Consider the following 25,288-nt stretch of genomic DNA (forward strand, 5'->3'; position numbering starts at 1 on the left):
TCGGACGCTTCCTGCGAGTGGAAGCAGTGGCACGAGCACCGCGTCGAGTCGGTGACGGCGACCCCCCTCCACGGACCGCTCGCCCTGACGGGCACGCACTGGCTGGAGGACTGTCCGGACGGGCGACTTGGGGAGCGCAACCCGTCCTGAGACTCGGCCGGAGCGGGCAATTCCCATTGACGGTTCAAAGGTTGACGGCCGAAAGGTGCCCTTGCGCCTACCGGCCGTTCGACCGAATACTCCCCCACAGCGCTTGCCAGGGGCACGGCGTGTTCGGAATCCGGGCGACCGGTCACTGGCTGCGCCTCACGGGCCCAACCCCACGAGGGCCCCCGACTTCCCATGTGGAGGAACGAAAAGTGAGGATCAAGCGCACCATTCCCCGCGGCGGCATCACGAGACGGACCCGGCTGATCGCCGTATCCACCGGCCTCGTGGCCGCCGCAGCGATCGCGATCCCCAACGCGAGCGCGTCCGACGCCACCACGTTCAGGGCCACCCAGCTCAAGAGCGCCGGCGGCTCGGTGCTCAAGGCCGACGTCCCGGGCACCGCGTGGGCGGTCGACAGCACGACCAACCGTGTGGTCGTCACCGTCGACAGCACGGTCTCCAAGGCCGAGATCGCGAAGATCAAGGAGCAGGCGGGCGCCAACGCCGACGCGCTCACGATCAAGCGGACCCCGGGCAAGTTCAACAAGCTGATCTCCGGCGGCGACGCCATCTATGCGAGTAGCTGGCGCTGCTCGCTGGGCTTCAACGTCCGCAGCGGCAGCACCTACTACTTCCTGACCGCAGGTCACTGCACCGACGGTGCGGGCACCTGGTGGTCGAACTCGGGGCGCACCACGACGCTCGGCACCACGGCGGGCTCCAGCTTCCCGACGAACGACTACGGGATCGTCCGGTACACCAACAGCTCGGTGACCAAGTCGGGCACCGTCGGCAGCGTCGACATCACCAGCGCGGCCACTCCGAGCGTGGGCACCACCGTCTACCGACGCGGCTCCACGACCGGCACCCACAGCGGCCGGGTCACCGCCCTGAACGCGACCGTCAACTACGGTGGCGGTGACATCGTCTACGGCATGATCCAGACCACGGTCTGTGCCGAGCCCGGCGACTCCGGCGGCCCGCTGTACTCCAACAGCGGCATCGCCTACGGCCTGACCTCCGGCGGCAGCGGCAACTGCAGCTCCGGCGGCACGACCTTCTTCCAGCCCGTCGTGGAGGCACTGAACGCCTACGGCGTCAGCGTCTACTAGACAGCGAACGCCTACGGCGTCGGCGTCTACCAGGCCAGGCCGCGCCGCCGGCACCCGCACGACCTGACCTGCGGCCAGCAGGTGGGCGAGCCCCCGTACGCAACTGTCGTGCGGGGGCTCGCCCTTGTCCGTGTGCCGGAGTTACCGTCGACGTACAGGCAGTACTCCCCTGTGATACACCCACTTCGGACCCTGGGGGCCGGCATGGTGGAGGAGCTGGTGGCGGCGGGAGTGACGCTCGCGTCCGCCGGAGTCGTGTACGTGATGGCGGCGGCGCGGGTCGTCAAACAGTACGAACGCGGAGTGGTGTTCCGGCTCGGCAGGCTCCGGTCCCAGGTGCGCGGGCCGGGGTTCACTATGATCGTTCCGGTCGTGGACCAGCTCCGCAAGGTCAACATGCAGATCGTGACGATGCCGGTGCCGGCCCAGGAGGGCATCACCCGGGACAACGTCACGGTGCGCGTCGACGCCGTCGTCTACTTCAAGGTGACCTCGCCGGCCGAGGCGGTCGTCAGGGTCGAGGACTACCGGTTCGCGGTCTCGCAGATGGCGCAGACGTCCCTGCGTTCGATCATCGGCAAGAGCGAACTGGACGATCTGCTGTCCAACCGCGAGAAGCTCAACCAGGGCCTGGAGCTGATGATCGACAGTCCGGCCGTGGAGTGGGGTGTCACCATCGACCGGGTCGAGATCAAGGACGTGTCCCTGCCCGAGACCATGAAGCGCTCCATGGCCCGGCAGGCGGAGGCGGACCGCGAGCGGCGCGCCCGGGTCATCAACGCGGACGCCGAACTCCAGGCGTCGAAGAAGCTCGCCGAGGCCGCAGCACAGATGTCCGAACAGCCCGCCGCGCTGCAACTGCGGCTGCTGCAGACGGTGGTGGCGGTCGCCGCCGAGAAGAACTCGACGCTGGTGCTGCCCTTCCCGGTGGAGCTGCTGCGGTTCCTGGAGAAGGCGCAGCAGCCGGTTCCGCGGATGCCGTCAGTGCCGCAGCAACCGGCGCAGGAGCAACTTCCGTCTGCCGCGCCCCGGGTGAATTCCGATGAGCAAGCGGCGAATTCAGGACAGGAGTAGACCTCACAGGCTGGTGAAGGGTTACCCGCACGTAGTGTTTGCAGTGCGAATCCGCCTGGAATGACCGTGGACGGTCAAGCAAGGATGGGCACGCAACCACGTTCTACGCGCGTCCTGAAGTCAACCTTGTGCGCTCCCCCTGGAGTTCGGAAGAGTAGGCGCTCGTCAACCAGCCTTCCGGTCCACGAGGTCCCCACAACCTCCCGGACCGACCCCCCACAGGAGGACGTGAGTTGAAGCACCGACGCATACCCAAGCGGCGGGCCGCCCTGGCAGGTGCGGGCATCGCCGCACTGGTGGCCGCGGGCATCACCTTCCAGACTGCGAACGCCAGCGAGCCGGCGAAGAGCGCCGCGCCCGAGACGCTGTCGATCACGGCGGCCGGAAAACTCGCCTCGGCGCTCGGCAAGGACCTCGGCGCCGACTCGGCGGGCACGTACTACGACGCGAAGACCAGGAACCTCGTGGTCAACGTGCTCGACCAGGCCGCAGCCAGGACGGTCGAGGCGGCCGGCGCCAAGGCCAGAATCGTCGAGAACTCCCTGTCCGAGCTCAAGAGCGCCCGCGGCACCCTCAAGCAGGACGCGACCATCCCCGGCACCTCCTGGGTGACCGACCCGCAGACCAACAAGGTCGTGGTCACCGCCGACCGCACGGTCTCGAAGGCCGAGTGGGCCGAGCTGACCAAGGTCGTCGACGGGCTCGGCTCCGTGGCCGAACTCCAGCGCACGAAGGGGGAGTTCAAGCCCTTCATCGCGGGCGGCGACGCCATCACCGGCGGATCGGGCCGCTGCTCCCTCGGCTTCAACGTGGTAAAGGACGGTGCGCCGTACTTCATCACCGCCGGGCACTGCACCGAGTCCATCTCCACCTGGTCGGACTCCAGCGGCAAGGAGATCGGCACGAACGAGCAGTCCAGCTTCCCGGACAACGACTACGGCCTGGTCAAGTACACCGCGGAGGTCGACCACCCGAGCGAGGTCAACCTCTACAACGGCTCCGCGCAGCAGATCACCGGCGCCGCCGAGGCCACCGTCGGCATGAACGTCACCCGAAGCGGCTCGACGACCCAGGTGCACGACGGCACGGTCACCGGTCTGGACGCCACCGTGAACTACGGCAACGGCGACATCGTCAACGGCCTGATCCAGACCGACGTCTGCGCCGAGCCCGGTGACAGCGGCGGCTCGCTCTTCTCGGGCAGCAACGCGATCGGCCTCACCTCCGGCGGCAGCGGCGACTGCACCTCGGGCGGCGAGACCTTCTTCCAGCCGGTCACCGAGGCGCTTTCGGCCTTCGGCGCCCAGATCGGCTGACAGCCCCTGCACCGCCGGCCGCGGTCCCACCGGCCCGGCGAAGTCCCGCCCCTCGCGCGCGAGGGGCGGGACTTTCACGTCGTACGGTCCGGGTGTACTCGGGCGTTCGGGGCCTCAAGCCGGCCGCCGTTTCCGCCACAGTGACGCCGCGAGCAGTGTGCTCACGGTGCCCGCGAGGGCCCACGCCGAGAGCACCAGCAGCGAGGCGGTCACGTCGTCTGAACAGCAGCTGGAGGGCGACCACCCCGATCACGAGCAGCGTGGCCCGCAGGGTGACGGCGTCCTTCACATCGGCGAGAAGGGGGCCGCGAGGAGCCTCGGCGCCGGCGGGCTGTGTCATGCCCCCACCGTCCGGGCCGCGGTGTGTTTGCGCAGGTGGGAAGGGGTCGAACGGATGTCGCACACGCATTCGAAAATTGGTCTATGGTGGGGGTGGGTAGCTGGGAACAGATGTTCGAGAGCCGGTCGGGTCTCACGAGTGCGGGAGGTGCGTGTGCCGGGTTTCACGCATCTGCACACCGTCTCCGGGTTCTCCCTGCGGTACGGGGCCTCGCACCCGGAACGCCTCGCCGAGCGCGCCGCCGAACGGGGCATGGACGCCCTCGCCCTCACAGACCGCGACACCCTCGCCGGCACGGTCCGCTTCGCCAAGGCCTGCGCGAAGGCGGGCATCCGCCCGCTGTTCGGCGCCGAGCTGGCGGTGGCGGAGTCCGAGCCCGCACGGGGGGACGGGCCCGCGGGTGAAGAAAGGCGCCGCGTCCCCGTGCGCGGAGGTGCCTTCATCGACGAGTCGACACCCCGGGTCACCTTCCTCGCCCGGGACGGCGCCCGCGGCTGGGCCGACCTGTGCAGGATCGTCACCGCAGCCCATGCGGGAGAGGGGACGCCCCTGCTGCCCTGGGCCGCCAACCGGGGAGACGGTCTGACCGTCCTGCTCGGCCCGGCCTCCGACGTGGGCCGCGCGCTCGCCGCGGGACGCCCCGACCGCGCGGCCCGACTCCTCGCTCCCTGGCGGGAAACCTACGGCGAGGCTCTGCGCCTCGAAGCCGTCTGGCACGGCCGGGAGGGCACCGGCCCCGGCTCCCTGCGCCTGGCCGCCCGCACCCTCGGCTTCGCCGCCGAGCAGCGCATCCGGCCCGTGCTCAGCAACGCCGTCCGGTACGCCGACCCCGGCGCGGGCCCGGTCGCCGACGTCCTGGACGCCGCCCGCCGGCTCGTGCCCGTCGACCCCGCCAAGGAACTGGACTCCGGCGAGGCCTGGCTCAAGGACGCGGGCGACATGCTCCAGGTGGCGCAGCGGGTCGTCGAGGCCGCGGGCTACCGGCGCGACACCGCCCACCGCCTGCTGGAACAGACCCGGGCGACAGCCGCCGAGTGCCTCGTCGGCGCCGAGGACGACCTCGGCATGGGCACCGTCCACTTCCCCGAACCGCACCTCGTCGGGGCCGGCCGCCGCACCGCCCAGCGGACGCTCGCCTCCCGGGCGGCGGCGGGGATGGTGCTGCGCGGCTACGACACCCGGCGCGCCTACTGGGAGCGGATGCACCAGGAGCTGGACATCATCGCCCACCACGGCTTCGCCTCCTACTTTCTGACGGTCGCTCAAGTAGTGGACGACGTAAGGAACATGGGCATCCGCGTCGCCGCGCGCGGCTCCGGCGCGGGCTCACTGGTCAACCACCTCCTCGGCATCGCCCACGCCGACCCGGTCGAGCACGGGCTGCTGATGGAGCGCTTCCTGTCCAAGCGCCGTCTGGTCCTGCCCGACATCGACATCGACGTGGAGTCCGCGCGCCGCCTGGAGGTCTACCGCGCGATCATCGGCCGGTTCGGCACCGAGCGGGTGGCGACGGTGGCCATGCCGGAGACGTACCGCGTCCGCCACGCGATCCGTGACGTGGGCGCGGCCCTGTCCATGGACCCGGCCGACATCGACCGCATCGCCAAGTCCTTCCCGCACATCCGCGCCCGCGACGCCCGCGCGGCGCTGGAGGAACTGCCCGAACTGCGCCCACTGGCAGGGGAGTTTCAGCGGGAAGGGGAGCGGTACGGGAATCTCTGGGAGCTGGTCGAGGCCCTCGACGCCCTCCCGCGCGGAGTCGCCATGCACCCCTGCGGGGTCCTGCTCTCCGACGCCTCCCTCCTCGCCCGTACGCCGGTCATGCCGACCAGCGGCGAGGGGCTCCCCATGTCGCAGTTCGACAAGGACGACGTCGAGGACCTGGGGCTGCTCAAGCTCGACGTGCTCGGGGTGCGGATGCAGTCGGCGATGGCGCACGCGGTCGCGGAGACGGAGCGGGCGACGGGGGAGCGGGTCGACCTGGACTCCCTCGCGCCGGGCGACCCGGCGACGTACCGGCTCATCCGTTCCACAGAGACACTGGGCTGCTTCCAGATCGAGTCGCCGGGCCAGCGGGACCTGGTCGGGCGGCTTCAGCCGGCCACCTTCCACGACCTCGTCGTCGACATCTCCCTCTTCCGGCCCGGTCCGGTCGCCGCCGACATGGTGCGGCCGTTCATCGAGGCGCGGCACGGGCGGGCGCCCGTCAGATACCCTCACCCGGATCTGGAGGGGCCGCTGAAGGAGACGTACGGAGTCGTCGTCTTCCACGAGCAGATCATCGACATCGTCGACATCATGACCGGCTGCGGGCGGGACGAGGCGGACCGGGTGCGGCGCGGGCTGTCCGACCCGGAGTCGCAGGGGCGGATCCGGGTCTGGTTCGCGCAGCACGCGGCCTCGAAGGGGTACGACGCGGAAACGATTCAGCGGACCTGGGAGATCGTCGAGGCCTTCGGCTCCTACGGTTTCTGCAAGGCGCACGCGGTCGCCTTCGCCGTACCGACGTACCAGTCGGCGTGGCTGAAGGCGCACCACCCGGCCGCCTTCTATGCGGGGCTGCTCACCCACGATCCCGGGATGTACCCGAAGCGGCTGCTGCTGGCGGACGCGCGACGGCGCGGGGTGCCGATCCTGCCGTTGGACGTGAACCGGTCGGCGGTCGCACACCGTATCGAACTGGTGTCTGAATCGGGAGTGTGGGGACTGCGGTTGGCCCTCTCCGATGTGTACGGCATCAGCGAGGCCGAGGCGGCACGGATCGCCGACGGGCAGCCGTACGCCTCGCTCCTCGACTTCTGGGAACGGGCCCGTCCGAGCCGCCCTCTTGCCCAACGCCTGGCACAGGTAGGAGCATTGGACGCCTTCGGTGCCAACCGCCGTGACCTGCAACTGCACTTGACCGAGCTGCACCGGGGATCCAGGGGAGCGGGCGGCGGCCAACTCCCGCTGGCGGGAGGACGGAAGACAGCTCCGGCCGGACTGCCCGACCTCTCCTCCGCGGAGCGGCTCAGCGCCGAGCTGGGCGTGCTGTCCATGGATGCCTCGCGCAACCTGATGGACGACCACCGGGAATTCCTCGACGAGCTGGGCGTGGTGTCGGCGCGCCGGCTGCGCGAGGCCCGGCACGGGGAGACGGTCCTGGTCGCGGGCGCCAAGGCGGCCACCCAGACCCCGCCGATACGGTCCGGCAAGCGGGTCATCTTCTCCACCCTGGACGACGGCACCGGCCTGGTCGACCTCGCCTTCTTCGACGACTCCCACGACGCCTGCGCCCACACCGTCTTCCACTCCTGGCTGCTGCTGGTGCGCGGGGTGGTGCAGCGCCGCGGCCCGCGCAGCCTCAGCGTGGTGGGCGCCGCCGCCTGGAACCTCGCCGAACTGGTCGAACTGCGGGCCCGACACGGCCTCGACGCGGTGGCGGCACGCCTTGCGGAACCCATGCCGGAAGGGGGCGGCGATTCGACGGGGGGCCGGCGAATCCAGATGCCCACCGGATACGAACTGCATCCGTGGGCCGATCTGCGTCCGGCGGGCGAAGAGCCCGGGAAGACACGGAAGTTGTGGCACCAGAGTCCGGGGAGTGCGGGATGACCATCCTCTGCGTACGTTTTCAGCTGCCTCCGATGTACGAGGCGGCCCTGCCGGGGCTGCTCGGGCTCCTCGAGGAGTTCACGCCCGTCATCGAGGCGCTGCCGCCGGACGGGGCGCTGGCCGATCTACGGGGCGCCGAACGGTACTTCGGGCGCAGCGCGGTCGAGCTGGCGTCCGTCATCCGGGTCCGGGCGCTCGCGCTGTACGGGGTCGACTGTGTGATCGGCGCCGGGCCGGGCCCGATGCTGGCCCGTATGGCGCTGCGCGACGCCACACCCGGGGTGACCTGCGCGGTCCCCGAAGAGCCGGACGGCATCGAGGAGTTCCTCGCTGGCCGGCCCGTCGCCGCGCTTCCCGGCGTCGGCACCGCGACCGCCCGCACGCTGTGCGAGTACGGCCTCGACACCCTTGGGCAGGTCGCCGCCGCCCCCCTGTCCACGGTCCAGCGCCTGGTCGGTGCGAAGGCGGGCCGCGAGCTGCACGAGAAGGCGAACGGCATCGACCGCGGCCGGGTCGTACCGAACGCCACCTCCTTCCCCCACTCTCGACTCCGCTCGAGCGGGGGGACCCCCATCCTCGCCGAACGCCCCTTCACCCGCGACGAGTTGGACCAGGACCGGCACCGCCGCGCCCTCCTCTCCGCCGCCGGGGAACTGGGCGCCCGGCTGCGCGCCCTGGACAAGGTCTGCCGCACCCTGACCCTCACCGTGCGCTACGCCGACCGCTCCTCGACCACCCGCAGCCGCACCCTTGAGGAGCCGACGGCGCACTCCGCGGCGCTGACGAGGGCCGTCTACGGCATGTACGAGTCGCTCGGCCTTCAGCGGGCCCGCGTCCGCGCGATCGTCCTGCGTGCGGAGGGTCTCGGCCCCGCCGAACAGGCTTCCCATCAGCTCACCTTCGACCCCGTCGACGAGAAGGTCCGCCGTATCGAGGAGGTCGCGGACCGGGCGCGAGCGAAGTTCGGGCCGCGGGCGGTGATGCCGGGGGCACTGGCGGCGTAACTCCTCGGGCCGAAAGGTCAGTTGGCCCACGGGGGAGCGATCCGGGTGCCGTCGGCCAGTTCCGCCTCCAGGCCGATGGACGCGGTGACCCAGGAGATCGCGACCTCGGGCCGTCGGGTTCTCGACGGCGAGGGTGGCTCCCGGGTTGATGACCACGGTGTCGCCGTCGGTGACGCGCCGGGTGCGGTCGTCGAGGGTGATCAGGAGCTCGCCGCCGAGCAGGTGGAAGATCTCTGGGCGACGGTCACCGACCTCGCCGCCCATCTCGGGGTGACCAAGCAGGCGGCGAGTCGGCTCGTCGACGAGATCGTGCGCAAGGGGTACTCCGAGCGCCGGCCGCATCCCGACGACGCGCGGGCCCGGCTCGTCGTGCTGACCGAGCGCGGGTGGGCGTGCACCCGGGCGGTGGAGCAGGCGGCGGCGGATGCCGTGCGGACCTGGGTTGAACTGCTCGGTGAGGGTGAAGTGCGGGTGCTGCGCCATCAGTTGGCCCACATCGCATCCAATGGTCCCATCAGGCCCGCCTGATGACGGTTCGTCAGTGATTGACCGCCGGTCGCGACCGGCCACTGACTATCACTGGAAGTTTTTACTGACGCGTAACTTCACGCCGAGGCTACTCGTCCGTAACTTGACATGTGAACAGCATCCTCGTGATCCGGATCACAGGGCGTAAGGCCGTCGCACCTCCCTGGCAACTCCCCATGAGCCGCAAGGAGATCACACGATGCTGCCCTGGAAACGAGTGCTCAGACCCCTCGCCGCGCTCCTGCTGACCGCCGCGGTCGCCACCGTTCCCGCCACCGCCGCCCAGGCGGCGGACGCACCCAGCAGCGGCTGGAACAACTACTCCTGCAAGCCCTCCGCAGCCCACCCCCGCCCCGTCGTCCTCGTCCACGGCACGCTGGCCAACTCCGTCGACAACTGGCTGGCCTTCGCCCCGTACCTGAAGGACCGCGGCTACTGCGTCTTCTCGTTCGACTACGGCCAGCTGCCGGGCGTCCCGTTCTTCTACGGCCTCGGCCCCATTGACAAGTCGGCCGAGCAGCTCAAGACCTTCGTCGACAAGGTGCTCACCGCCACCGGCGCCGCCGAGACCGACCTCGTCGGCCACTCGCAGGGCGGCATGATGCCCCGCTACTACCTGAAGTTCCTCGGCGGAGCCGCCAAGGTGAACGCCCTCGTCGGCATCGCACCCAGCAACCACGGCACCACCCTGTCGGGCCTCACCAAGCTGCTGCCGTACTTCCCCGGCGCCGAGGACCTGCTCACCACCGCCACCCCCGCCCTCGCCGACCAGGTCGCCGGCTCCGCCTTCCTCACCAAGCTCAACGAGGGCGGCGACACCGTGCCCGGCGTCCGCTACACGGTCCTCGCCACCAAGTACGACGAAGTGGTGACGCCGTACCAGAGCCAGTTCCTCAGCGGGTCAGGCGTGCGCAACGTCCTGCTGCAGGACCTGTGCCCGATCGACCTCTCCGAGCACGCCCTGATGGGGCTGACCGACCGGATCGCCTTCCACGAGGTGGCCAACGCCCTCGACCCGGCGCACGCCACCGCCACCACCTGCGCGTCGGTGTTCGAGTGACCACCGCCGGGGCCTGAGCGGCCTGAGCCGCCGCTCAGGCCCCGGAGTTCAGCGGATGTGCCGGCCACCGTTCACCGAGCGCCTGCGGACCGAGGCGAACAGGGCCGCCGCGCCCAGCGCCAGGGCGGCCGCGCCGCCCACGGCGATGTACGGCGTGCTGCCGTCGCCGCCGGTCTCGGCGAGATTCCGCGTGGTCCCGGCCGCCTTCGGCTCGTTGGCGGCGGCCGCCTCGACGGCCGGTTCCGCTGACGTACCGGCGTCGTCGTCGCCGTGACCGCCGTGACCGCCGTGACCGCCGTGACCGCCGTGCTCGATGGCCGACTTGCCGGCACCGTTCTCGATCTGCTCCGCGGAGGGCGCGGAGGCGCTCGGAGCAGCCGACGCACCGCTTCCGGTACCGCTTCCGGTACCGCCTCCCGTGCCGCCGCTCCCGCCGAAGGTGACGTCCGAGCAGGAGTAGAACGCCTCCGGGCTGTCCGAGCGCTGCCATATCGCGTACAGCAGCTGCTTGCCGGAGCGCTCGGGCAGGGTGCCGGAGAAGGTGTAGAAGCCGCCCGCCGCGACGGGGTCCGTGACCGCCGCCACCGGGTGCTTCAGGTCCAGGTCGTCCCAGGCCAGCGGTCGTGCCGGGTCGTAGCCGGCCTTGGTGACATACACCTTGAACGTGCCCTTGTGCGGGGCCGTCACGCGGTACTTGAACTTGAACGAGCCGCTGCTCACGCGCGTCGCGGGCCAGTCCCCGCGGGCCAGGTCGAGGCCCTTGAACCCGGCGTTGTTCGCGCTGCACAGCTTGCCGTCCGGGATCAGCGCGCGGTGCCGGCCGTCGGCGCCGCCGATACGGATGCCGTTCCAGTCGTAGAGCGCCTGCGTACCGCCGGCCGCGACCGCCGCCCTGCACGCGTCCGACTCCGGGCTCTCGGGGCCTTCCGCGTAACACTGCGAGACCCGGCTGACCGGGTCGCCCATCGACCCGTGCGCGGACGCGGGCACGACGGCCAGCGCGGACAGGGCGAGTGGGGCGATGCCGACGGCGACTGTGGTGGCCACCTTGCGGCGTGCGGGCATGGGGAACTCCTCGGAAACGGTCCTGGACGCCGGCTGGAGCCCGTGGGGGGCGATCAGCAAGCTAGCCCCAAGAAGCCGTGAAATCGCCTGCTGGGAGCGGGTGATGGAGATCCTTATGGTCGCGTTAAGGGAGTGCTCAGGCTGCGATCAGGTAGGTACGGTCGCGGCATGACAGATGCCAGTGCAGATGAGGGGATCCGGCTCGCCGTGGCCGCCGACGTACCGGCTGTGAAGGCCGTGACCGATGCGGCCTACCACCGCTACATCGAGCGCATCGGGGTGGTGCCGCGGCCCATGCAGGCGGATCACGCGGCGAACGTGGCCGCGGGGCGGGTGTTCGTGACCGGGGATCCGGTGATCGGCCTCGTGGTGATCGAGGCGCGCGAGGACCATCTGTTCCTCGACAGCATCGCCGTCCACCCCGAGGCCCACGGCAGGGGGGTGGGGCGGCGGCTGCTGAACTTCGTCGACGCACGCGCGCGTGCACTGCGTCTGCCCGAGGTCAGGCTCTGCACCAACGCGATGATGTGGGAGAACCAGAAGATCTACCCGAAGTACGGGTACGAGCTCGTGGAGGGTCGTGCGGACGGACCCTGCGACCGGCTCCACTACCGCAAGCGACTGAGCTGAGCACCGCTGTCCGGCACTGACCGATGTCAGGCGCTCACCGCTGTCAGACGTCCGGCCACCAGGTGCGTGCGATGTCCTTCCGGACCTCCGGCCGCTGGCCAGGACGCTCTTCGGCCTCCTCGCGCTCGCGGCGGGCGTCCGACTTCCTCAGGGGCCTCTGCACTGTCACACGGCGCATGGCTGCCTCCTTCAGCGTCCACCGGGTTCCGCGGTCTCACGGAGGTAGACCCTTTGGGCGAGAGTTCCTCATCGGTGCGGGTCTGTCAGTGGCGGCTGTCACGATTCGGCTGTCAGTGGCGGGTGTCACTCTTGGGCCCATGGCGAACGACGACACGGGACCGACCACGGCGGACGAGGACTGGGACGCCAGGGCCGCCGACTTCGACGACGAGCCGGACCACGGGCTGCGCGACCCCGACGTGCGCCGGGCCTGGGCCGACCGGCTGCGCTCCTGGCTGCCCGGCCGTGCCTCGGACGTCCTCGACCTCGGCTGCGGCACCGGCAGTCTCTCGCTCCTCGCGGCCGAACAGGGACACCGTGTCACCGGGGTGGACCGCTCGCCCGCCATGGTGGACCTCGCCCGGGCGAAGCTCGCAGGGCGTGACGCCGTTTTCCTGGTCGGTGACGCGGCGACGCCGCCGGTGGGGGAGCAGCGCTTCGACGTCGTCCTGGTGCGGCATGTGCTGTGGACGCTGCCCGACCCGGGCCGGGTCCTGCGGCACTGGCGGGGGCTGCTGCGCCCCGGAGGGCGGCTCGTGCTGGTCGAGGGCGTGTGGGGGACCCTCGGCCCGGTCGGCATACCGGTCGGCCGGATCACCTGCCTCCTCGCACCGCTCGCCGCGGACGTGCGGGTGGAGCGGCTGTCGGGCGACCCGCTGCTGTGGGGCAAGGAGGTGGCGGACGAGCGGTATGCGGTGGTGGCGGTGACGCGCACGGCCTAGGCGAGCAGCGCGTCGAAGCCCCTCCCGCGGGCCAGCGCCTCCAGTGCGTCCAGGGCGGCCACCGCGGCGGCCGCGGCCTCGGGGTCCGTCTCCGCCAGGCCGCTCTCGGCGAACTCGTCCTCGTCCAGCCGGCGTACGTCCGTACCGTCGGCGGAGCGCCACAGGTCCAGGTCGAGGTCCTCGGCGACGAGCTCGGTGCCGGTGCGTCTGGCCGGGCGGGTGATGTCGCAGTACCAGCCCTTGAGCGCGCCGGTGGCATCCCGGACCTCCTTCACCGAGTACCAGCGGTCGCGCCAGTAGTACTCGGTGAAGACATCGCCGGGCTCGAAGCGCACGAAGCCGAAGTCCCGGACGCCGTCTCCCGCCCAGGGCGCACGGACGGCGATGCGGGTGCCGTCGTCACCGAGCAGCTCGGCCTCGTAGCGGATCTTCGTACGACCCGCCTTGACGAGGACGACCTCCACGCGGGCCGTCCGCTCAGCCGAGTTCGCGGACACAGTGCACCTCCGACTCCTGGACGCAGGTCGCGCCGATCACGGTCATGTGGGCGCACGCTACGGGGGAGAGGTACCGGGTGCCTCTCATTTTCCGGCGGGTGCGGGACAATCACCCCGTGACCTTGAAGATCCACATCGATGACAGCGCCCCGCCGTTCGAGCAGGTGCGAGCGCAGATCTCCGAGCAGGCGCGGTCGGGCGCGCTGCCGGTGGGGTACCGGCTGCCGACCGTGCGCGGGCTGGCCGAGTCGCTCGGGCTCGCCGCGAACACGGTCGCCAAGGCGTACCGGGCGCTGGAGACGGACGGGGTGATCGAGACGCGGGGCCGCAACGGAACGTTCGTCGCCGCCGCGGGCCCGGCGGCGGAGCGTGAAGCGGCCGCCGCTGCTCAGGCCTATGTGGAGCGGGTTCGGCGGCTCGGGCTGAAGGAGGATGCGGCTCTCGCCGCCGTGCGGGATGCACTGCGGGCGGCTTACGGGGAGGGATGAGCCTTGCCGGGAGGGGTGGAGAGGGCCGGGGAGAGTTCGGCAGCCGCCGGGATGCGGTGTTGTGGCTGAGCGCCGTTGCGGGGGAGGGAAAGGTCAGCGTGTCGTCAACTCCGGTGTGCGTGTCACCGTCAGTCCGGCCCTCGTCGCCGCCCTGCCGAAGGTCACCGCGTCCGTCACCGCCGCGGCGCCCGGGTCGTTGTTGAAGTAGGCGTGCACGTCGTGGGCGTCGGACCAGGTCGTCGCGATGCGGTCGACCCATGTCTCCAGGGAGCGTCGGCCGTAGCGCGGCCACGGCTGGGCGCGGCCCTGGTGGAAGCGGACGTAGCCCCAGTCGGCGGTGCGCCACAGCGGGGTCACGGGGCGGGCCAGGACGTCGGCCCAGCACAGGGCGGCGCGCCGGGACTCCAGTACCTCGCGGACTTCGGTGGTCCACCAGGAGTCGTGGCGGGGCTCGACGGCGACCCGCGTGTCTGCGGGGAAGCAGGCGAGGCAGGCGTCCAGCAGGCGCGGGTCGGCGCGCAGGGTGGGCGGGAGCTGGAGCAGGACCGGGCCGAGGCGGTCGCCGAGGCCTGCCGCGTGGGTCATCAGGCGGTGCACCGGCTCGTCGGGGTCCTTGAGGCGCTTGATGTGGGTGAGGTACCGGCTGGCCTTGACCGTCACCACGAAGTCCGGCGGCACGCGGTCGCGCCAGGACTCGAACGTCTCCCGCGACGGCAGCCGGTAGAACGCGTTGTTGATCTCCACTGTGGCGAAGAGCCGCGTGTACTCCTCCAGCCACAGCCGTGTCGGCACTCCTGCCGGGTACACGACGTCCCGCCAGTCCTTGTACTGCCACCCCGAGGTTCCGACGAACAGGGTCATACGTCCATCAAAGCACCGCCCGGCAGGGCACTACAGATACAGCCCCGCGTCCGCCCCGCCCCGCGGTTCCGGCAGCGATGTCGGTGACGTGCCCCGGCGCAGCGCGTACAGCTCGGCCAGGGTCGCGCCCTCGCGGCCCACACCCTCCTCCGTACCCAGCCAGGTCACCGCCTCCCGCCGGGTGAGCGGTCCCACCTCGATGCGGGCCAGGCAGCGGCCGGGGCGGACGACGGCGGGGTGGAGGCGCTCCAGGTCCTCGTTGGTGGTGACGCCGACCAGGACGTTGCGGCCCTGGCCCAGCAGGCCGTCCGTCAGGTTCAGCAGCCGCGAGAGGGCCTGGCCCGCCGTGTGCTTGGCTTCGCCGCGGATCAGCTCGTCGCAGTCCTCAAGGAGCAGGAGCCGCCAACGTCCTTTCCCGGCCGCGTCCTCCTCGCCGATCGCGATGTCCATCAGATAGCCGACGTCGGAGAACAGCCGCTCCGGGTCCAGTACGCAGTCCACCTGGCACCAGTCCCGCCAGGAACGCGCCAGCGTCCGCAGGGCCGAGGTCTTCCCGGTGCCCGGCGGGCCGTGCAGAAGCAGCAGCCGGCCGGCGATGTTCTCGGGGGTCGTCTTCATCAGGCGGTCCATCGCATCCGCGACCGGCGCGGTGTAGTTGGGGCGGACCTCGTCCCATGTACCCGCGGAGATCTGCCGGGTCGTGCGGTGCGGGCCGCGCCTCGGGGAGACGTACCAGAAGCCCATCGTCACGTTCTCCGGCTGCGGTTCGGGCTCGTCCGCGGCGCCGTCCGTGGCCTGGTCGAGGATCTTCGCGGCCAGTTCGGCGCTGGTCGCCGTCACCGTGACGTCCGCGCCCCGGTTCCAGCGGGAGATCAGCAGGGTCCAGCCGTCGCCCTCCGCCAGCGTGGCACTGCGGTCGTCGTCGCGGGCGATGCGCAGCACGCGGGCGCCGGGCGGCAGGAGCGTGGCCCCGGACCGCACGCGGTCGATGTTGGCCGCGTGCGAGTACGGCTGCTCGCCCGTCGCGAAGCGGCCGAGGAACAGCGCGTCGACGACATCGGACGGCGAGTCGCTGTCGTCGACGTTGAGCCGGATCGGCAGAGCGTCGTGTGGGTTCGCAGACATGCCGCCATGATCCGGCACGGGGCCGCCGTGTGCACGCGGTTTCCGCAGTGCGCCGGGTGTGCCGCACCGGTCTGCCCCGCCAGGGCGCCGGAGGTGCCCCGACGGCTCGGGCACGCCTCCGGCGTGGGCGGTACAGACCTCGGTCGCGGCCGGCTCGGCCGCCGTGATCAGGGGCGGAGAGGGAAACGGAGGGCCACCCGGCCCGCCTGCCGTGTTCTGCGGACCACGGCGTATCCCTTGGTGAGCGCACGGTCCTTGGCGAAGTTCCGGGCGATCGCGCGGCCCTGGAGCAGCCGTTCGAACTCCGCGATGCCGGTGCTGCGGCGCACGGTGACGCGCCGCAGTGCGTACGGCCCCTGTCGGCGACGCGCCAGGCCGTTGCCGACGGCGAGCGCCTGGGCGTACCCCGTCTCGCGCACCGCTTCCCGCACCCGGCGGCTGGAGTAGCCGTAGGGGTAGGCGAACGAGGCCGGGACGGTGCCCAGTTCGTCCGAGACGATCTCTTTGCAGAGGATCAGCTCGGAGCGCAGCCGGGCGTCGTCGAGCCGGTCGAGCTGCGGGTGGGTGTGGCTGTGGCCGCCGATCTCGACGTCCGCGGCGACGAGGTCGCGGACCTGGTCCCAGTCCAGCATGGTGTCCAGGCCGCCGCCGGTGTCGTGCGGGCCCCGCAGCCAGCCGGTGGAGACGAACAGGGTGGCCGCGAAGCCGTGTTTGGCGAGCGCGGGAAGGGCGTGCCGGTGCACGCCCTCATAGCCGTCGTCGAAGGTGATCAGGACCGGGCGCCCGGGCAGCGGACGGCCCGAGCGCCACCTGGCCGCCAGCGCGGCCGTGCTGACCGGCGTGAAGCCCAGGTCCGCGATCTGCGCCAGCTGCCGCGCGAAGGCGTCCGGGGCCACCGAGAGATCGCGCGTGGCGTCGTTCGGGTCGGTCGCGACCGAGTGGTACATGAGGATCGGCACGGGCGCTTCACTCATGCGCTTCCCTCTCGGTCCTCTCGATCGGAGCCGCCGCGAAGGTGACGCCGCCCCGTCGCGCCCGGACACTGCCCACCACGTAACCGCCGGCCGCCGTGAGCACCCCGGCGACGATCGCGCCCACCCGGCCCGCGCCGCCCTGCCGTGCCAGCAGCGCGTCCCGGAGCCCGCGCGCCACCCCGGCCGGAAGCACCCGGGTGGTGTAGCGGCGCTCCGACTCGAGTCCCTTGCCGGCGCCGACACTTCGGGCCACCAGCGCCTTCGAGAGGCCCTCGGCGTAGGTGCGGGTGCGGAAGTACCCGAAGTGCTCGCGCGCCGCGGGCACCCGGTGGTGGATCACCGCCCGGTCGTCGATCAGGAGGATCGCGTCGGGCCTGGCACGGCTGAGGCGGATGCACAGCTCCGTCTCCTCGCAGCCCAGCGGGCGCTTGTCGCCGTCACGCCCGATACCGGTCGCGAAGCCGCCCGCCGCGTCGAACGCCGTACGGCGGAACGAGGCGTTACCGCCCAGGACGTTGCGCACCCGGACCCGGCCCGGCGGCAGACCCCGGTATGTGCAGCCCACCACCCAGTCGAACTCCTCCGGAAACCAGGCGGGCCGGCGTCCCGACGCCCAGATCGGCACCGTCCGCCCGCCGACCGCCACGACCTGCGGATCCGCGAACCCCTCGGCGAAGTGCCGCAGCCAGTCGCGGTCGGCCACGGCGTCGTCGTCGAGGAAGGCGATCACCTCGCCGCGTGAGGCCGCGATCCCGGTGTTGCGGCCGGCGGAAAGGCCGCGCGGGCCGGCGTTGGCGAGCACCCGCACCTCGCCGGCTTCCTTGTATTCCTTGGTCAGCCGGCCCAGGAGTGCCGGGTTGTGGTCGACGACCAGCAGGGTCTCCAGGGCCGGCCGGGACTGCGCGCGGACCGAGGCGACCGCCGCGAGGATGTCCTCCCAGCGGTCCTCGGTGTAGGCGCAGATCACGACGGAGATGCAGGGGATGCCGGGATCGCTCAAGACACCTCTCCCCGGACCGAGTCGAGCATCGGCGAGTGCTGATCGCGGCGGCGCAGGGCGCGCCGGTTGGAGCGCTCCTTGAGGATGACCCTGAGCACTCTCAGCCCGTCCCGCACGGCACGCAGATTGCTGGTGCCGTGGATGCGGAGGTACTCGTGGCTGGGAATCTCCTGCACCTTGAGCCCCGCCTTGACGACCCGGATGTTCATCAGGGTCTCGACCTCGAAGCCGGTGCAGTCGAGGTCGATCTTGTCGAGGCAGTGCCGCCAGAACGCGTTGTATCCGTAGCAGAGATCGGTGTAGCGAGCACCGAACTTGCGGTTGACGACCGTGCACAGCGCCCAGTTGCCGAGCTTGCGGACGGGCGTCATGTCGTCCGTGCCGCCGCCGTTGGCGAAGCGGGAGCCCTTGGCGAAGTCCGCGCCCGAGACGAGGGCGGAGACGTAAGACACGATCTCGTGGCCGTCGGCCGAGCCGTCTGCGTCGATCATCACGATGATGTCGCCGGTGCAGGCCTCGAAGCCGCTGGTCAGTGCGTCCCCCTTGCCCTTGCCGCGCTGCTCGACGACCTTGACGTCGGGCCATAGCTCACGGGCCACGTCGACGGTGCCGTCGGTGGAGTTGCCGTCCACAAGGACCACTTCGTGTATCCAGTCCGGAAGGGTCTTGAAGACGTAGGGGAGATTCTCCGCCTCGTTCATGGCGGGGATCACCACACTCACCGGCGGCGTGATGGCCAGGTGAGAGGAGATGGGCCGGTACTTGGCGGCCATGGACGGATTTTGCCCCGTGGTCGCTGGCTGCAGAACAGAGCTCATGAGTCTGGTCCCTCTCGTCCGGTGGACCGCCCGCCCCCGGGCGGCCCGGTTTTGTGTCCGGTTCGAAAGGGGGGTTCTCACCCAGGTCACGACGGAAAGGATCTCCGTGCACGTCGGGTGAGCTGGCAAAGCTGACCGTCTGCCGGAAAAGCGGCAGCCGGTTTCGCGGCACGACTCGGTCACCAGTGCGGTCACCGAGCACGGCACCCCCCTACCGCGCCCCGCGCCGGGTTCCGTCGCGGTCCTTGAGCCCTCCCCTAGAGCCGCGTGATGACAGACCGATGCGGGTGAGATGTACGACGGTATTGATGATTGAGCACGTATGGCAAGACCTGGAACGAGGCCTCACGTTTTTGTTGGTTTGACCGTTACAGTACGGCGATTGTCCCTATCTTGACCGGATTTCGTCCATCCGTTCGAGGTGGGTGACAGCGCGTCACTCACCCTCGGATGCCCGGAGGGGGCCGTCAAGGGCGTGGAATGCGCACGAGCGCGCCCCCTGAACGCCCTGGGCGGCTTCCGGTGGCTTCCGTAAGGGTGAAAAGTCTTGGCATGGACACTTCCCGTCAACACGCGTAGTTGCTACGACGGTTGTGGCAGAGATCCTGCTAAAGGGAGGTTCCATGAGACGTTCCCGACTTATCGCATACGTCAGCTCACTCCTCCTCGCCGCCGGCATCGCCCTCACCGGCGCCACGACGGCACAGGCGTCCCAACTCGCCGCAACCGGCGGATACGTGGCGCTCGGCGACTCCTACTCCTCCGGCGTCGGCGCGGGCAGCTACATCGGCTCCAGCGGCGACTGCAAGCGCAGCACGAAGGCCTATCCCTACCTCTGGGCGGCCGCCCATTCACCCTCGTCGTTCGCCTTCACCGCCTGCTCGGGCGCTCGAACGGGTGATGTTCTGTCCGGCCAACTGGGCCCGCTCAACACCGCCACCGCCCTCGTCTCCATCAGCATCGGCGGCAACGACGCCGGTTTCTCCGACGTCATGACGACCTGTGTGCTCCAGTCCAACAGTTCATGCCTGTCCCGGATCGCCACGGCGAAGGCGTACGTCGACTCGACGCTGCCCGGCAAACTCGACAGCGTCTACTCGGCGATCCGCGCCAAGGCCCCGGGCGCGCGGGTCGTCGTCCTCGGCTACCCCCGGTTCTACAAGCTCGGCACCACCTGCGTCGGCCTCTCCGAGACCAAGCGGAAGGCGATCAACGACGCCGCCGACTACCTCGACACCGCCATCGCCAAGCGGGCCGCGAACCACGGCTTCGCCTTCGGCGACGTCCGAACCACCTTCACCCGCCACGAGATCTGTTCCGGCAGCTCCTGGCTGCACAGCCTCAACTGGCTCAACGTCGGCGAGTCGTACCACCCGACCGCGGGCGGCCAGTCGGGCGGTTACCTGCCCGTGCTGAGCAGCCTGGACTGAGCGGCTTCCGCCTCAGGAGGTGGGAGAAGCGGAAGCAGTGGGGGAGGCCTCGCCCGTCGGGGTCTCCGCCACACAGGTCACCGAGAACGGCACCTCGTTGGACGTCGTACGCACCGGATCGCGGACCTCGACACTGATCGCGTTCCCGAACGTCCCGGTCTCGTCGTACGTCGTCACGAACGCTCGGTCCTGCTTGGTCCGCCCGCCGCCCGCCGGGAAGGACAGCGTCTTCCAGCCCGGATCCATGATCTGGCCGTTCCGGGACACCCACCGATAACTCACCTGCGCCGGCAGCCGGCCCACCGTGACGGTCGCCGTGAACGCCGGCGCCTGACCGCTCGGCGGCGGGCATGTGCCGGAGTACTGCGTGTGCGCACCGGTCAGGGTGACCTGGACGGTCTGCGGTGGAGCGCTGGACGGGGCGGAGCTCTTGCTGGGGGAGGGGACCGGGGCCGGGCCGCCGCCTTCCGATGTGCGCTCACCCGTCGCGGGGGCCGAACTCAGCCCCGGGCTCCGGCGGTTGTCCGCACCGTTGCCGTTCCCCCCGCCGTCGCGGTTCAGCAGGGCGTACGTCAGCCCGGCGATCGCCAGCGCGAGCGCTGCCAGGCCGGCGACGAGCACGACGCCCGCCCGTCGGTTGCGGTCCGGCCGGGACGCCGCCGTCGGCGTGGTCGCCGCGGCGGGGCCGGGCCGCGTCCGGGCCGTCGGCGACGGCTGCTCCGGGTGGCCCGCGCTCGTCGGTGTGTACGGGGCCGCCCGCACGGTGTCCGCGCGGGGCGAGCCGCCCGCGCCGATGACCCGCAGATCCTGCTCGGCCCGGCCGGCCGGCATCCGTTCGGCCGGATCCTTGCGCAGCAGACCCTCGATGACCGGCGCGAGCGGACCCGCCCGGCGCGGTGGCGGCAGCTCCTCGTCGACGATCGCGCGCAGGGTGCTGAGCGGAGTGTCCTGGCGGAACGGGGAGTTGCCCTCGACCGCCGCGTACAGCAGCACGCCGAGCGACCAGAGGTCGGACTCGGGGCCCGGCGTACGGCCCAGCGCCCGTTCCGGCGCGAGGAACTCGGGCGAGCCGATGACCTCGCCGGTCATGGTCAGCGCGGAGCTGCCCTCGACCATGGCGATCCCGAAGTCGGTCAGCACCACCCGGCCGTCGTTCGACAGCAGGACGTTGGCCGGCTTCACGTCCCGGTGCAGCACCCCGGCCTCGTGGGCCGCCCGCAGCGCGGCGAGCACCTCGGCACCGATGTGCGCGGTGCGCTGCGGATCGAGCGGTCCTTCCGCGTCCAGCAGATCGGCCAGGGACAGGCCGCTGACCAGTTCCATCACGATCCAGGGCCGGCCGTCCTGGGTGGCCACGTCGTACACCGTGACCACGTTGCGGTTGGCGACCCGGGCCGCAGCCCACGCCTCGCGCTCCAGCCGGGCGTACATCCGCTCGACATCGGGGGCCGGCAGCCCGGCGGGCGCCCGCACCTCCTTGACGGCCACCTCGCGGTACAGCACCTCGTCACGGGCGCGCCACACGGTTCCCATGCCGCCCTCGCCGAGCGGGGACAGGAGACGGTAGCGGCCGGCGATCAGACGTTCACCGCCCGGTTCTTCGGACACCAGCGCTCCCCCATTCCGCCTCCGGCATTCCGTCTCCGGGATTCGCGTCCCGGCGAAATCTCCACTCCGCGTGCCTCTGCGTGATTTCTCCACAAAAGTAGCTCAGCCGAGTGCGGATGCCGCCCCCTTGAGCACCAATCCGGCCCCAAGAGCCACGACGACGAGCGCCGACGCCAGGGGTGCGGTCCTGCGCAGCAGCACGGCCGGCCGGCCGGCGCTCCAGCTGGGGCGCCTGTCCAGCATCCGGGTCATACCCGTACCCAGCCTCACGACCGCGAAGCCGGCAGCGGTGAGGGTGAGGGCGAGCCCGACGCCGTACGCGACCACGAGCAGCAGGCCGAACCAGGCGTGGCCGAGGGCCGCGGCACCGACGAGCACCACGACGGCGGACGGGCTGGGCACGAGACCGCCCGCGAAGCCGAGGAGGATCGTGCCGCGGAGGGTGGGGGCTGTGGAGTGGGTGTGGGTGAAGCCGCCGTGGGTGTGTTCGACGGCGTGGGGGTGGTCATGGCCGTGGCCGTGGTCGTCGGGGTGGCCGTGGCCGTGGCCGTGGCCGTGGTCGTGGCCGTGGTCGTCGTCGTGCCGGTGGTCCTGGTCCTGCGCGTCGTGGGAGTGAGCGTGGGGGCTGGTGTGGTGCGTGTGGTCGGCGGTCGCGGCGTGGCTGTGCGCGGCGACCAGGACCGGGGTGCGGTCGTGGGGGTGGTCGCCCTCGGGCGTGTGCTCGTGCACGTGTTGGCGTCCCTGATCGTGAGCGGAATCGTGTGCGTGTGAGTGCCCGTGGCTCTGGCCGTGGCTGTGCCCGTGCGTGTGGGCGCGGTTGAGCCAGGCCCGTCGTACCAGGGTCGCGCCCCCGAAGGTCACCAGGACGCCGCTCGCGATGCCGAGCCATGCGACCACCGAGGGCGCGGCGGCCGAGCCGGCCGTGACCAGGAGGCCCAGGCAGACCACGCCCAGGGTGTGGGTGACCGTCACCGAGGCGGCCAGGGGCAGTACGTCCTTGAGGCGGGCGCGGCCGCCCCGGGCGGCTGCCGTCGCGGCCATGAGGGTCTTGCCGTGCCCCGGTGCGAGCGCGTGCATCGCGCCGAGGGCAACGGCGATGAGCAGGGCCAGGGCGGCGAAGCCGAAGGTGAGGTCGTGGCGGGCGACCAGGGAGTCGAGGGCCCGGGTCCAGCGGTCGGCGCCGCGTGGCAGGACGGAGGCGGCGGGTGCGTCCTCCTGTTCCTCGGTCAGGGCCGGGCCGCCGGGGCGCACGCGCAGGGACGCGGTCGCGGTGTCGGCCGGGGAGGAGAGCAACTTCTCGGGGTAGCCGGTCAGCTCGTGGGACACGGACTTCTCGGGTACGTCCGACGCGGTGAGCGTCATGCGGTCGCCGCGCGCTGTGATCTCCCGCCAGCCGGGGCCGGAGAAGGCGCCGGCGCTGTGGAATCCGAGTGCCACCGTGCCGGTGCTGGGCAGGGCGGCGGTCAGGCGGCATTCCACCCGGAGGGTGTCGAGCCCCGCCTGACCGGGCCGCACGCGCGCGTCGCTGCCGGCCACGGTGAGGGGAGCCGTCCGGCCGTCGACGGTGACCTCGCTGTCCTGGGCGGCCTTCGCGCACCGCTGCCGGGCCCACTTCGTCATGCCCAGCTTCCGCAGGTCCGGCTTCGCCTGGGTCGCGGGGATCTCGGCGAGGTCCTCGACATGGTCCACGCGCAGCTTGCCGGGGGCCGCGACGAGACCGTCGTAGCGGTTGACGGTGAAGTTGCCGAGGGGGTGCGCGCTCGCTGTCGTGGCCGGGAGGACGGTGAGCGCGGCTGCGGCGGTCAGGACGGCCGCGCCGGAGGCGAACAGGCGTCGGGCCTTCACTGGGCGGCCTCCAGTGCCTTACGGGCCTCGCGGGCGCCGAGCGGCGAGAAGCCGGGGTTCAGCTTCAGGGCCGCTCGCAGCGACGTGCGGGCTTCCTTGACGTGGCCCGTGGCGCGTTCGATCACGCCGTGGTGGTAGAGGAAGGACGCGTTGCGGTAGCCGGTGGCCGTGGCCTCACGGGCGTAGGGGAGGGCTTCCGCGTCGCGGCCGTTGACGTGCAGGGCCCAGGCGAGGGCGTCCGCGGTGTGCACGGTGTGGCGGCGGGCCCACTCGGCGCGGGCCGCGCGCAGGGCGGCCTTCTTGTCGCCGTGGTCGGCCGCGGCGAGCGCGGTGTCCAGGTCGGCGTTGACGCCGTTGGCGCGGGCAAGTGCCGTCCAGGCGTCGACGAGGACGTACTGTTCGGCCGCCTTCTCCCGGTCGCCCTCGGCGCCGCGGGCCTCGTACAGCTCGCCGAGTTCGACGAGCGGGCCGGGCAGCGGGTAACGGGACACGACGGCCTCCATGCCCGTGATCGCGCCGGCGCGGTCGCCGCCGGCGGCCTGGGCGCGGGCGCGGCCCTCAAGCGCGGGGAGGTAGTTCTCGTCGGCGGCGAGTGCGCGCCCGTAGTGGTTCAGCGCGGTCCTGTAGTCGCCCTGGTTCCAGGCGAGTTGACCGAGGGCCGTGGCCACGTAGGCGATGTCTCCCGGGGTGGCGGCGGTGGCGAGGGCGCGTTCAAGGACGCCGCGGGCGGTGCGGACGTCGCCGCGCAGTTCGTGCACGTACGCGTACCGCGTGAAGACCGGGACGCCCGGCCGCCTGCCGTCGGCGGTGTCCGCGGCCTTCGACGCCTCGTCGTAGCGCCCGAGTTCGACGAGAGCGTCGATACGGGAGCACAGGGCGCGCTCGCTGTAGGGGTTCTGTTCGAGGGCCTGTTCGGCGTGGGCGAGGGCGGCCTCGAAGTCGTGCCGGGCCGCGGCGAGGGCGGCGCGCCCGGCCAGGGCCTGCTCGTTGTCCGGTTTCAGGGCGAGGGAGTGCTTCAGTGCCCGTTCGGCCTGCGGGTAGCGGGCGGGGTCGCCCTTGGTGCGGGCCTGCTCGACGTAGGCGAGACCGAGGGTGGCCCAGCCGCCGAAGTCCCTGGGCTGAGCACGGAGATGGGCCTGGAGTGCGCTGACACTCGTGTCGAGGTCGCCGCCGGACAGCAATGCCGGGGACATGGCGCTGGGCGCGGCCTCGACGGTGGCCGCCCCGCCACCGTCCCGCAGGGCCCCCACAGCGATGGAGCCGGCGGTGATCGCGACGGCCAACAGCACGGCGCACCCGGCCAGTTGAGCAACGCGCCACCGCCTCCCGGCCTCCCCGACCCGCCGCACGGCGGCGACACGCGGATCGACGTCGTGCGCGCCTGCCGGCCCGGCGGTCGGCTGGGTGTCGTAGTCGGCTTCCGGCGTGGTGTCGGGCGCTTCGCGGTGGTCGGCTTCCGCCGCTGTGTCCGGCGCCTCGTGGTGGCCGCCTTCCGGCCCGGAGCCCGGCTTGACGGCGCGCCGGCCTTCCGGGCCCGTCGGCGGCTGGTTGCCGTGCCCGCTCTCAGGCCCCGCGACCGGGCCTGTGCCGCGTTCGCGCTCAGGGGGTGCGGTCGGCCGGGGGCCGGGCTCGCTCTCCGGGGCGCTGTCGTTCGTACGCGGGGACATGCCCTCTCCTCGGGTCGCCTGGGTGGATCAACCTGCTTGCTGGACAAGGAAGGTGGGGCGGCGCGGCCCGCGCCGTGGGGGATGGTAGGTGCGGGCCGCGCCAGACGGTGGGGGGGGGGGGGGGGGGGGGGGGGGGGGGGGGGGGGGGGGGGGGGGGGGGG

22 protein-coding genes and 1 pseudogene are annotated in these 25,288 nt (G+C 71.6%); 11 read left to right on the top strand and 12 right to left on the bottom strand.

All coding sequences use genetic code 11. From position 1 onward, the window contains the following. Nucleotides 1–359 precede the first annotated feature (359 nt). From ACZ562_RS33765 to ACZ562_RS33775, 3 genes are all read left to right on the top strand, one after another. A complete protein-coding gene (locus ACZ562_RS33765; protein WP_471187252.1) occupies nt 360–1,262 on the top strand; it encodes a S1 family peptidase in 903 nt (300 codons plus the stop codon). A gap of 204 nt (nt 1,263–1,466) precedes the next feature. Next, entirely contained in the window at nt 1,467–2,336 is an 870-nt protein-coding gene (locus ACZ562_RS33770) for a slipin family protein (protein ID WP_471187255.1), read from the top strand. Nucleotides 2,337–2,569: 233 nt separating this feature from the next. After that, on the top strand, nt 2,570–3,652 hold the full coding sequence (locus ACZ562_RS33775; protein WP_471187258.1) for a S1 family peptidase: 1,083 nt from the start codon (nt 2,570–2,572) through the stop codon (nt 3,650–3,652). A 220-nt stretch (nt 3,653–3,872) separates the two neighbouring features. Here the strand turns inward: ACZ562_RS33775 and ACZ562_RS33780 are convergent. Next, nucleotides 3,873–3,992, bottom strand: a pseudogene (locus ACZ562_RS33780) (DUF3533 domain-containing protein); the annotation flags it as partial. 153 nt (nt 3,993–4,145) lie between these two features. Here ACZ562_RS33780 and ACZ562_RS33785 point away from each other — a divergent pair. The 4 genes from ACZ562_RS33785 (at nt 4,146) to ACZ562_RS33800 (ending at nt 10,178) form a co-directional block, all read left to right on the top strand. Further along, nucleotides 4,146–7,586 (top strand): DNA polymerase III subunit alpha, encoded by a 3,441-nt coding sequence (locus tag ACZ562_RS33785; RefSeq protein ID WP_471187261.1) that lies wholly within the window; start codon nt 4,146–4,148, stop codon nt 7,584–7,586. Next, nucleotides 7,583–8,590, top strand: coding sequence for a DNA polymerase Y family protein (locus ACZ562_RS33790; RefSeq protein WP_471187263.1), 1,008 nt, complete (start codon nt 7,583–7,585; stop codon nt 8,588–8,590). Before ACZ562_RS33785 ends, ACZ562_RS33790 begins: the two co-directional genes overlap by 4 nt. A gap of 45 nt (nt 8,591–8,635) precedes the next feature. Then, nucleotides 8,636–9,118: a MarR family winged helix-turn-helix transcriptional regulator gene (locus tag ACZ562_RS33795; protein ID WP_471187266.1), complete on the top strand. Its 483-nt coding sequence runs from the start codon at nt 8,636–8,638 to the stop codon at nt 9,116–9,118. 199 nt (nt 9,119–9,317) lie between these two features. Beyond that, entirely contained in the window at nt 9,318–10,178 is an 861-nt protein-coding gene (locus tag ACZ562_RS33800) for an esterase/lipase family protein (protein WP_471187269.1), read from the top strand. Nucleotides 10,179–10,226: 48 nt separating this feature from the next. Here ACZ562_RS33800 and ACZ562_RS33805 read toward each other — a convergent pair whose 3' ends face one another. Next, nucleotides 10,227–11,243: a lytic polysaccharide monooxygenase auxiliary activity family 9 protein gene (locus ACZ562_RS33805; RefSeq protein WP_471187272.1), complete on the bottom strand. Its 1,017-nt coding sequence runs from the start codon at nt 11,241–11,243 to the stop codon at nt 10,227–10,229. Nucleotides 11,244–11,411: 168 nt separating this feature from the next. On the opposite strand from ACZ562_RS33805, the gene ACZ562_RS33810 reads away from it, so the two are divergent. After that, nucleotides 11,412–11,873 carry a GNAT family N-acetyltransferase gene (locus ACZ562_RS33810; protein ID WP_471187275.1) on the top strand — a complete coding sequence of 154 codons (462 nt, stop codon included), beginning with the start codon at nt 11,412–11,414 and terminating at the stop codon, nt 11,871–11,873. Between the two features lie 43 nt (nt 11,874–11,916). Here ACZ562_RS33810 and ACZ562_RS33815 read toward each other — a convergent pair whose 3' ends face one another. Then, entirely contained in the window at nt 11,917–12,051 is a 135-nt protein-coding gene (locus tag ACZ562_RS33815; protein WP_471187278.1) for a hypothetical protein, read from the bottom strand. 139 nt (nt 12,052–12,190) lie between these two features. Between ACZ562_RS33815 and ACZ562_RS33820 the strand changes: the two genes are divergently transcribed. Then, nucleotides 12,191–12,814: a class I SAM-dependent methyltransferase gene (locus tag ACZ562_RS33820; protein ID WP_471187281.1), complete on the top strand. Its 624-nt coding sequence runs from the start codon at nt 12,191–12,193 to the stop codon at nt 12,812–12,814. Here ACZ562_RS33820 and ACZ562_RS33825 read toward each other — a convergent pair. Then, the gene (locus ACZ562_RS33825; RefSeq protein ID WP_471187284.1) at nt 12,811–13,311 is read right to left on the bottom strand and encodes a ribonuclease FAU-1 family protein; all 501 of its coding nucleotides are present in this window, start codon (nt 13,309–13,311) and stop codon (nt 12,811–12,813) included. The genes ACZ562_RS33820 and ACZ562_RS33825 overlap by 4 nt on opposite strands. 116 nt (nt 13,312–13,427) lie before the next feature. On the opposite strand from ACZ562_RS33825, the gene ACZ562_RS33830 reads away from it, so the two are divergent. Further along, entirely contained in the window at nt 13,428–13,799 is a 372-nt protein-coding gene (locus tag ACZ562_RS33830) for a GntR family transcriptional regulator (protein ID WP_471187287.1), read from the top strand. A gap of 93 nt (nt 13,800–13,892) precedes the next feature. Here the strand turns inward: ACZ562_RS33830 and ACZ562_RS33835 are convergent, their stop codons facing one another. From ACZ562_RS33835 to ACZ562_RS33855, 5 genes are all read right to left on the bottom strand, one after another. Next, entirely contained in the window at nt 13,893–14,660 is a 768-nt protein-coding gene (locus tag ACZ562_RS33835; protein WP_471187290.1) for a DUF72 domain-containing protein, read from the bottom strand. A gap of 30 nt (nt 14,661–14,690) precedes the next feature. Next, on the bottom strand, nt 14,691–15,785 hold the full coding sequence (locus ACZ562_RS33840; RefSeq protein ID WP_471187293.1) for a DUF5925 domain-containing protein: 1,095 nt from the start codon (nt 15,783–15,785) through the stop codon (nt 14,691–14,693). A gap of 167 nt (nt 15,786–15,952) precedes the next feature. Continuing rightward, nucleotides 15,953–16,759, bottom strand: coding sequence for a polysaccharide deacetylase family protein (locus ACZ562_RS33845; protein WP_471187296.1), 807 nt, complete (start codon nt 16,757–16,759; stop codon nt 15,953–15,955). Further along, entirely contained in the window at nt 16,752–17,759 is a 1,008-nt protein-coding gene (locus ACZ562_RS33850; protein WP_471187299.1) for a glycosyltransferase family 2 protein, read from the bottom strand. Before ACZ562_RS33850 ends, ACZ562_RS33845 begins: the two co-directional genes overlap by 8 nt. Beyond that, a complete protein-coding gene (locus ACZ562_RS33855; RefSeq protein WP_471187303.1) occupies nt 17,756–18,577 on the bottom strand; it encodes a glycosyltransferase family 2 protein in 822 nt (273 codons plus the stop codon). Before ACZ562_RS33855 ends, ACZ562_RS33850 begins: the two co-directional genes overlap by 4 nt. Before the next feature lie 623 nt (nt 18,578–19,200). Between ACZ562_RS33855 and ACZ562_RS33860 the strand changes: the two genes are divergently transcribed. After that, the gene (locus ACZ562_RS33860) at nt 19,201–20,007 is read left to right on the top strand and encodes an SGNH/GDSL hydrolase family protein (protein WP_471187306.1); all 807 of its coding nucleotides are present in this window, start codon (nt 19,201–19,203) and stop codon (nt 20,005–20,007) included. Nucleotides 20,008–20,019: 12 nt separating this feature from the next. Here ACZ562_RS33860 and ACZ562_RS33865 read toward each other — a convergent pair whose 3' ends face one another. From ACZ562_RS33865 to ACZ562_RS33875, 3 genes are all read right to left on the bottom strand, one after another. Then, the gene (locus ACZ562_RS33865; protein ID WP_471187309.1) at nt 20,020–21,615 is read right to left on the bottom strand and encodes a serine/threonine-protein kinase; all 1,596 of its coding nucleotides are present in this window, start codon (nt 21,613–21,615) and stop codon (nt 20,020–20,022) included. Between the two features lie 102 nt (nt 21,616–21,717). Then, nucleotides 21,718–23,460, bottom strand: coding sequence for an urease accessory protein UreH domain-containing protein (locus ACZ562_RS33870; RefSeq protein ID WP_471187312.1), 1,743 nt, complete (start codon nt 23,458–23,460; stop codon nt 21,718–21,720). Then, on the bottom strand, nt 23,457–25,127 hold the full coding sequence (locus ACZ562_RS33875; protein ID WP_471187315.1) for a tetratricopeptide repeat protein: 1,671 nt from the start codon (nt 25,125–25,127) through the stop codon (nt 23,457–23,459). Before ACZ562_RS33875 ends, ACZ562_RS33870 begins: the two co-directional genes overlap by 4 nt. Nucleotides 25,128–25,288: the final 161 nt, after the last annotated feature.

The sequence above is a fragment of the Streptomyces sp. NPDC040410 genome (genome assembly GCF_055595715.1).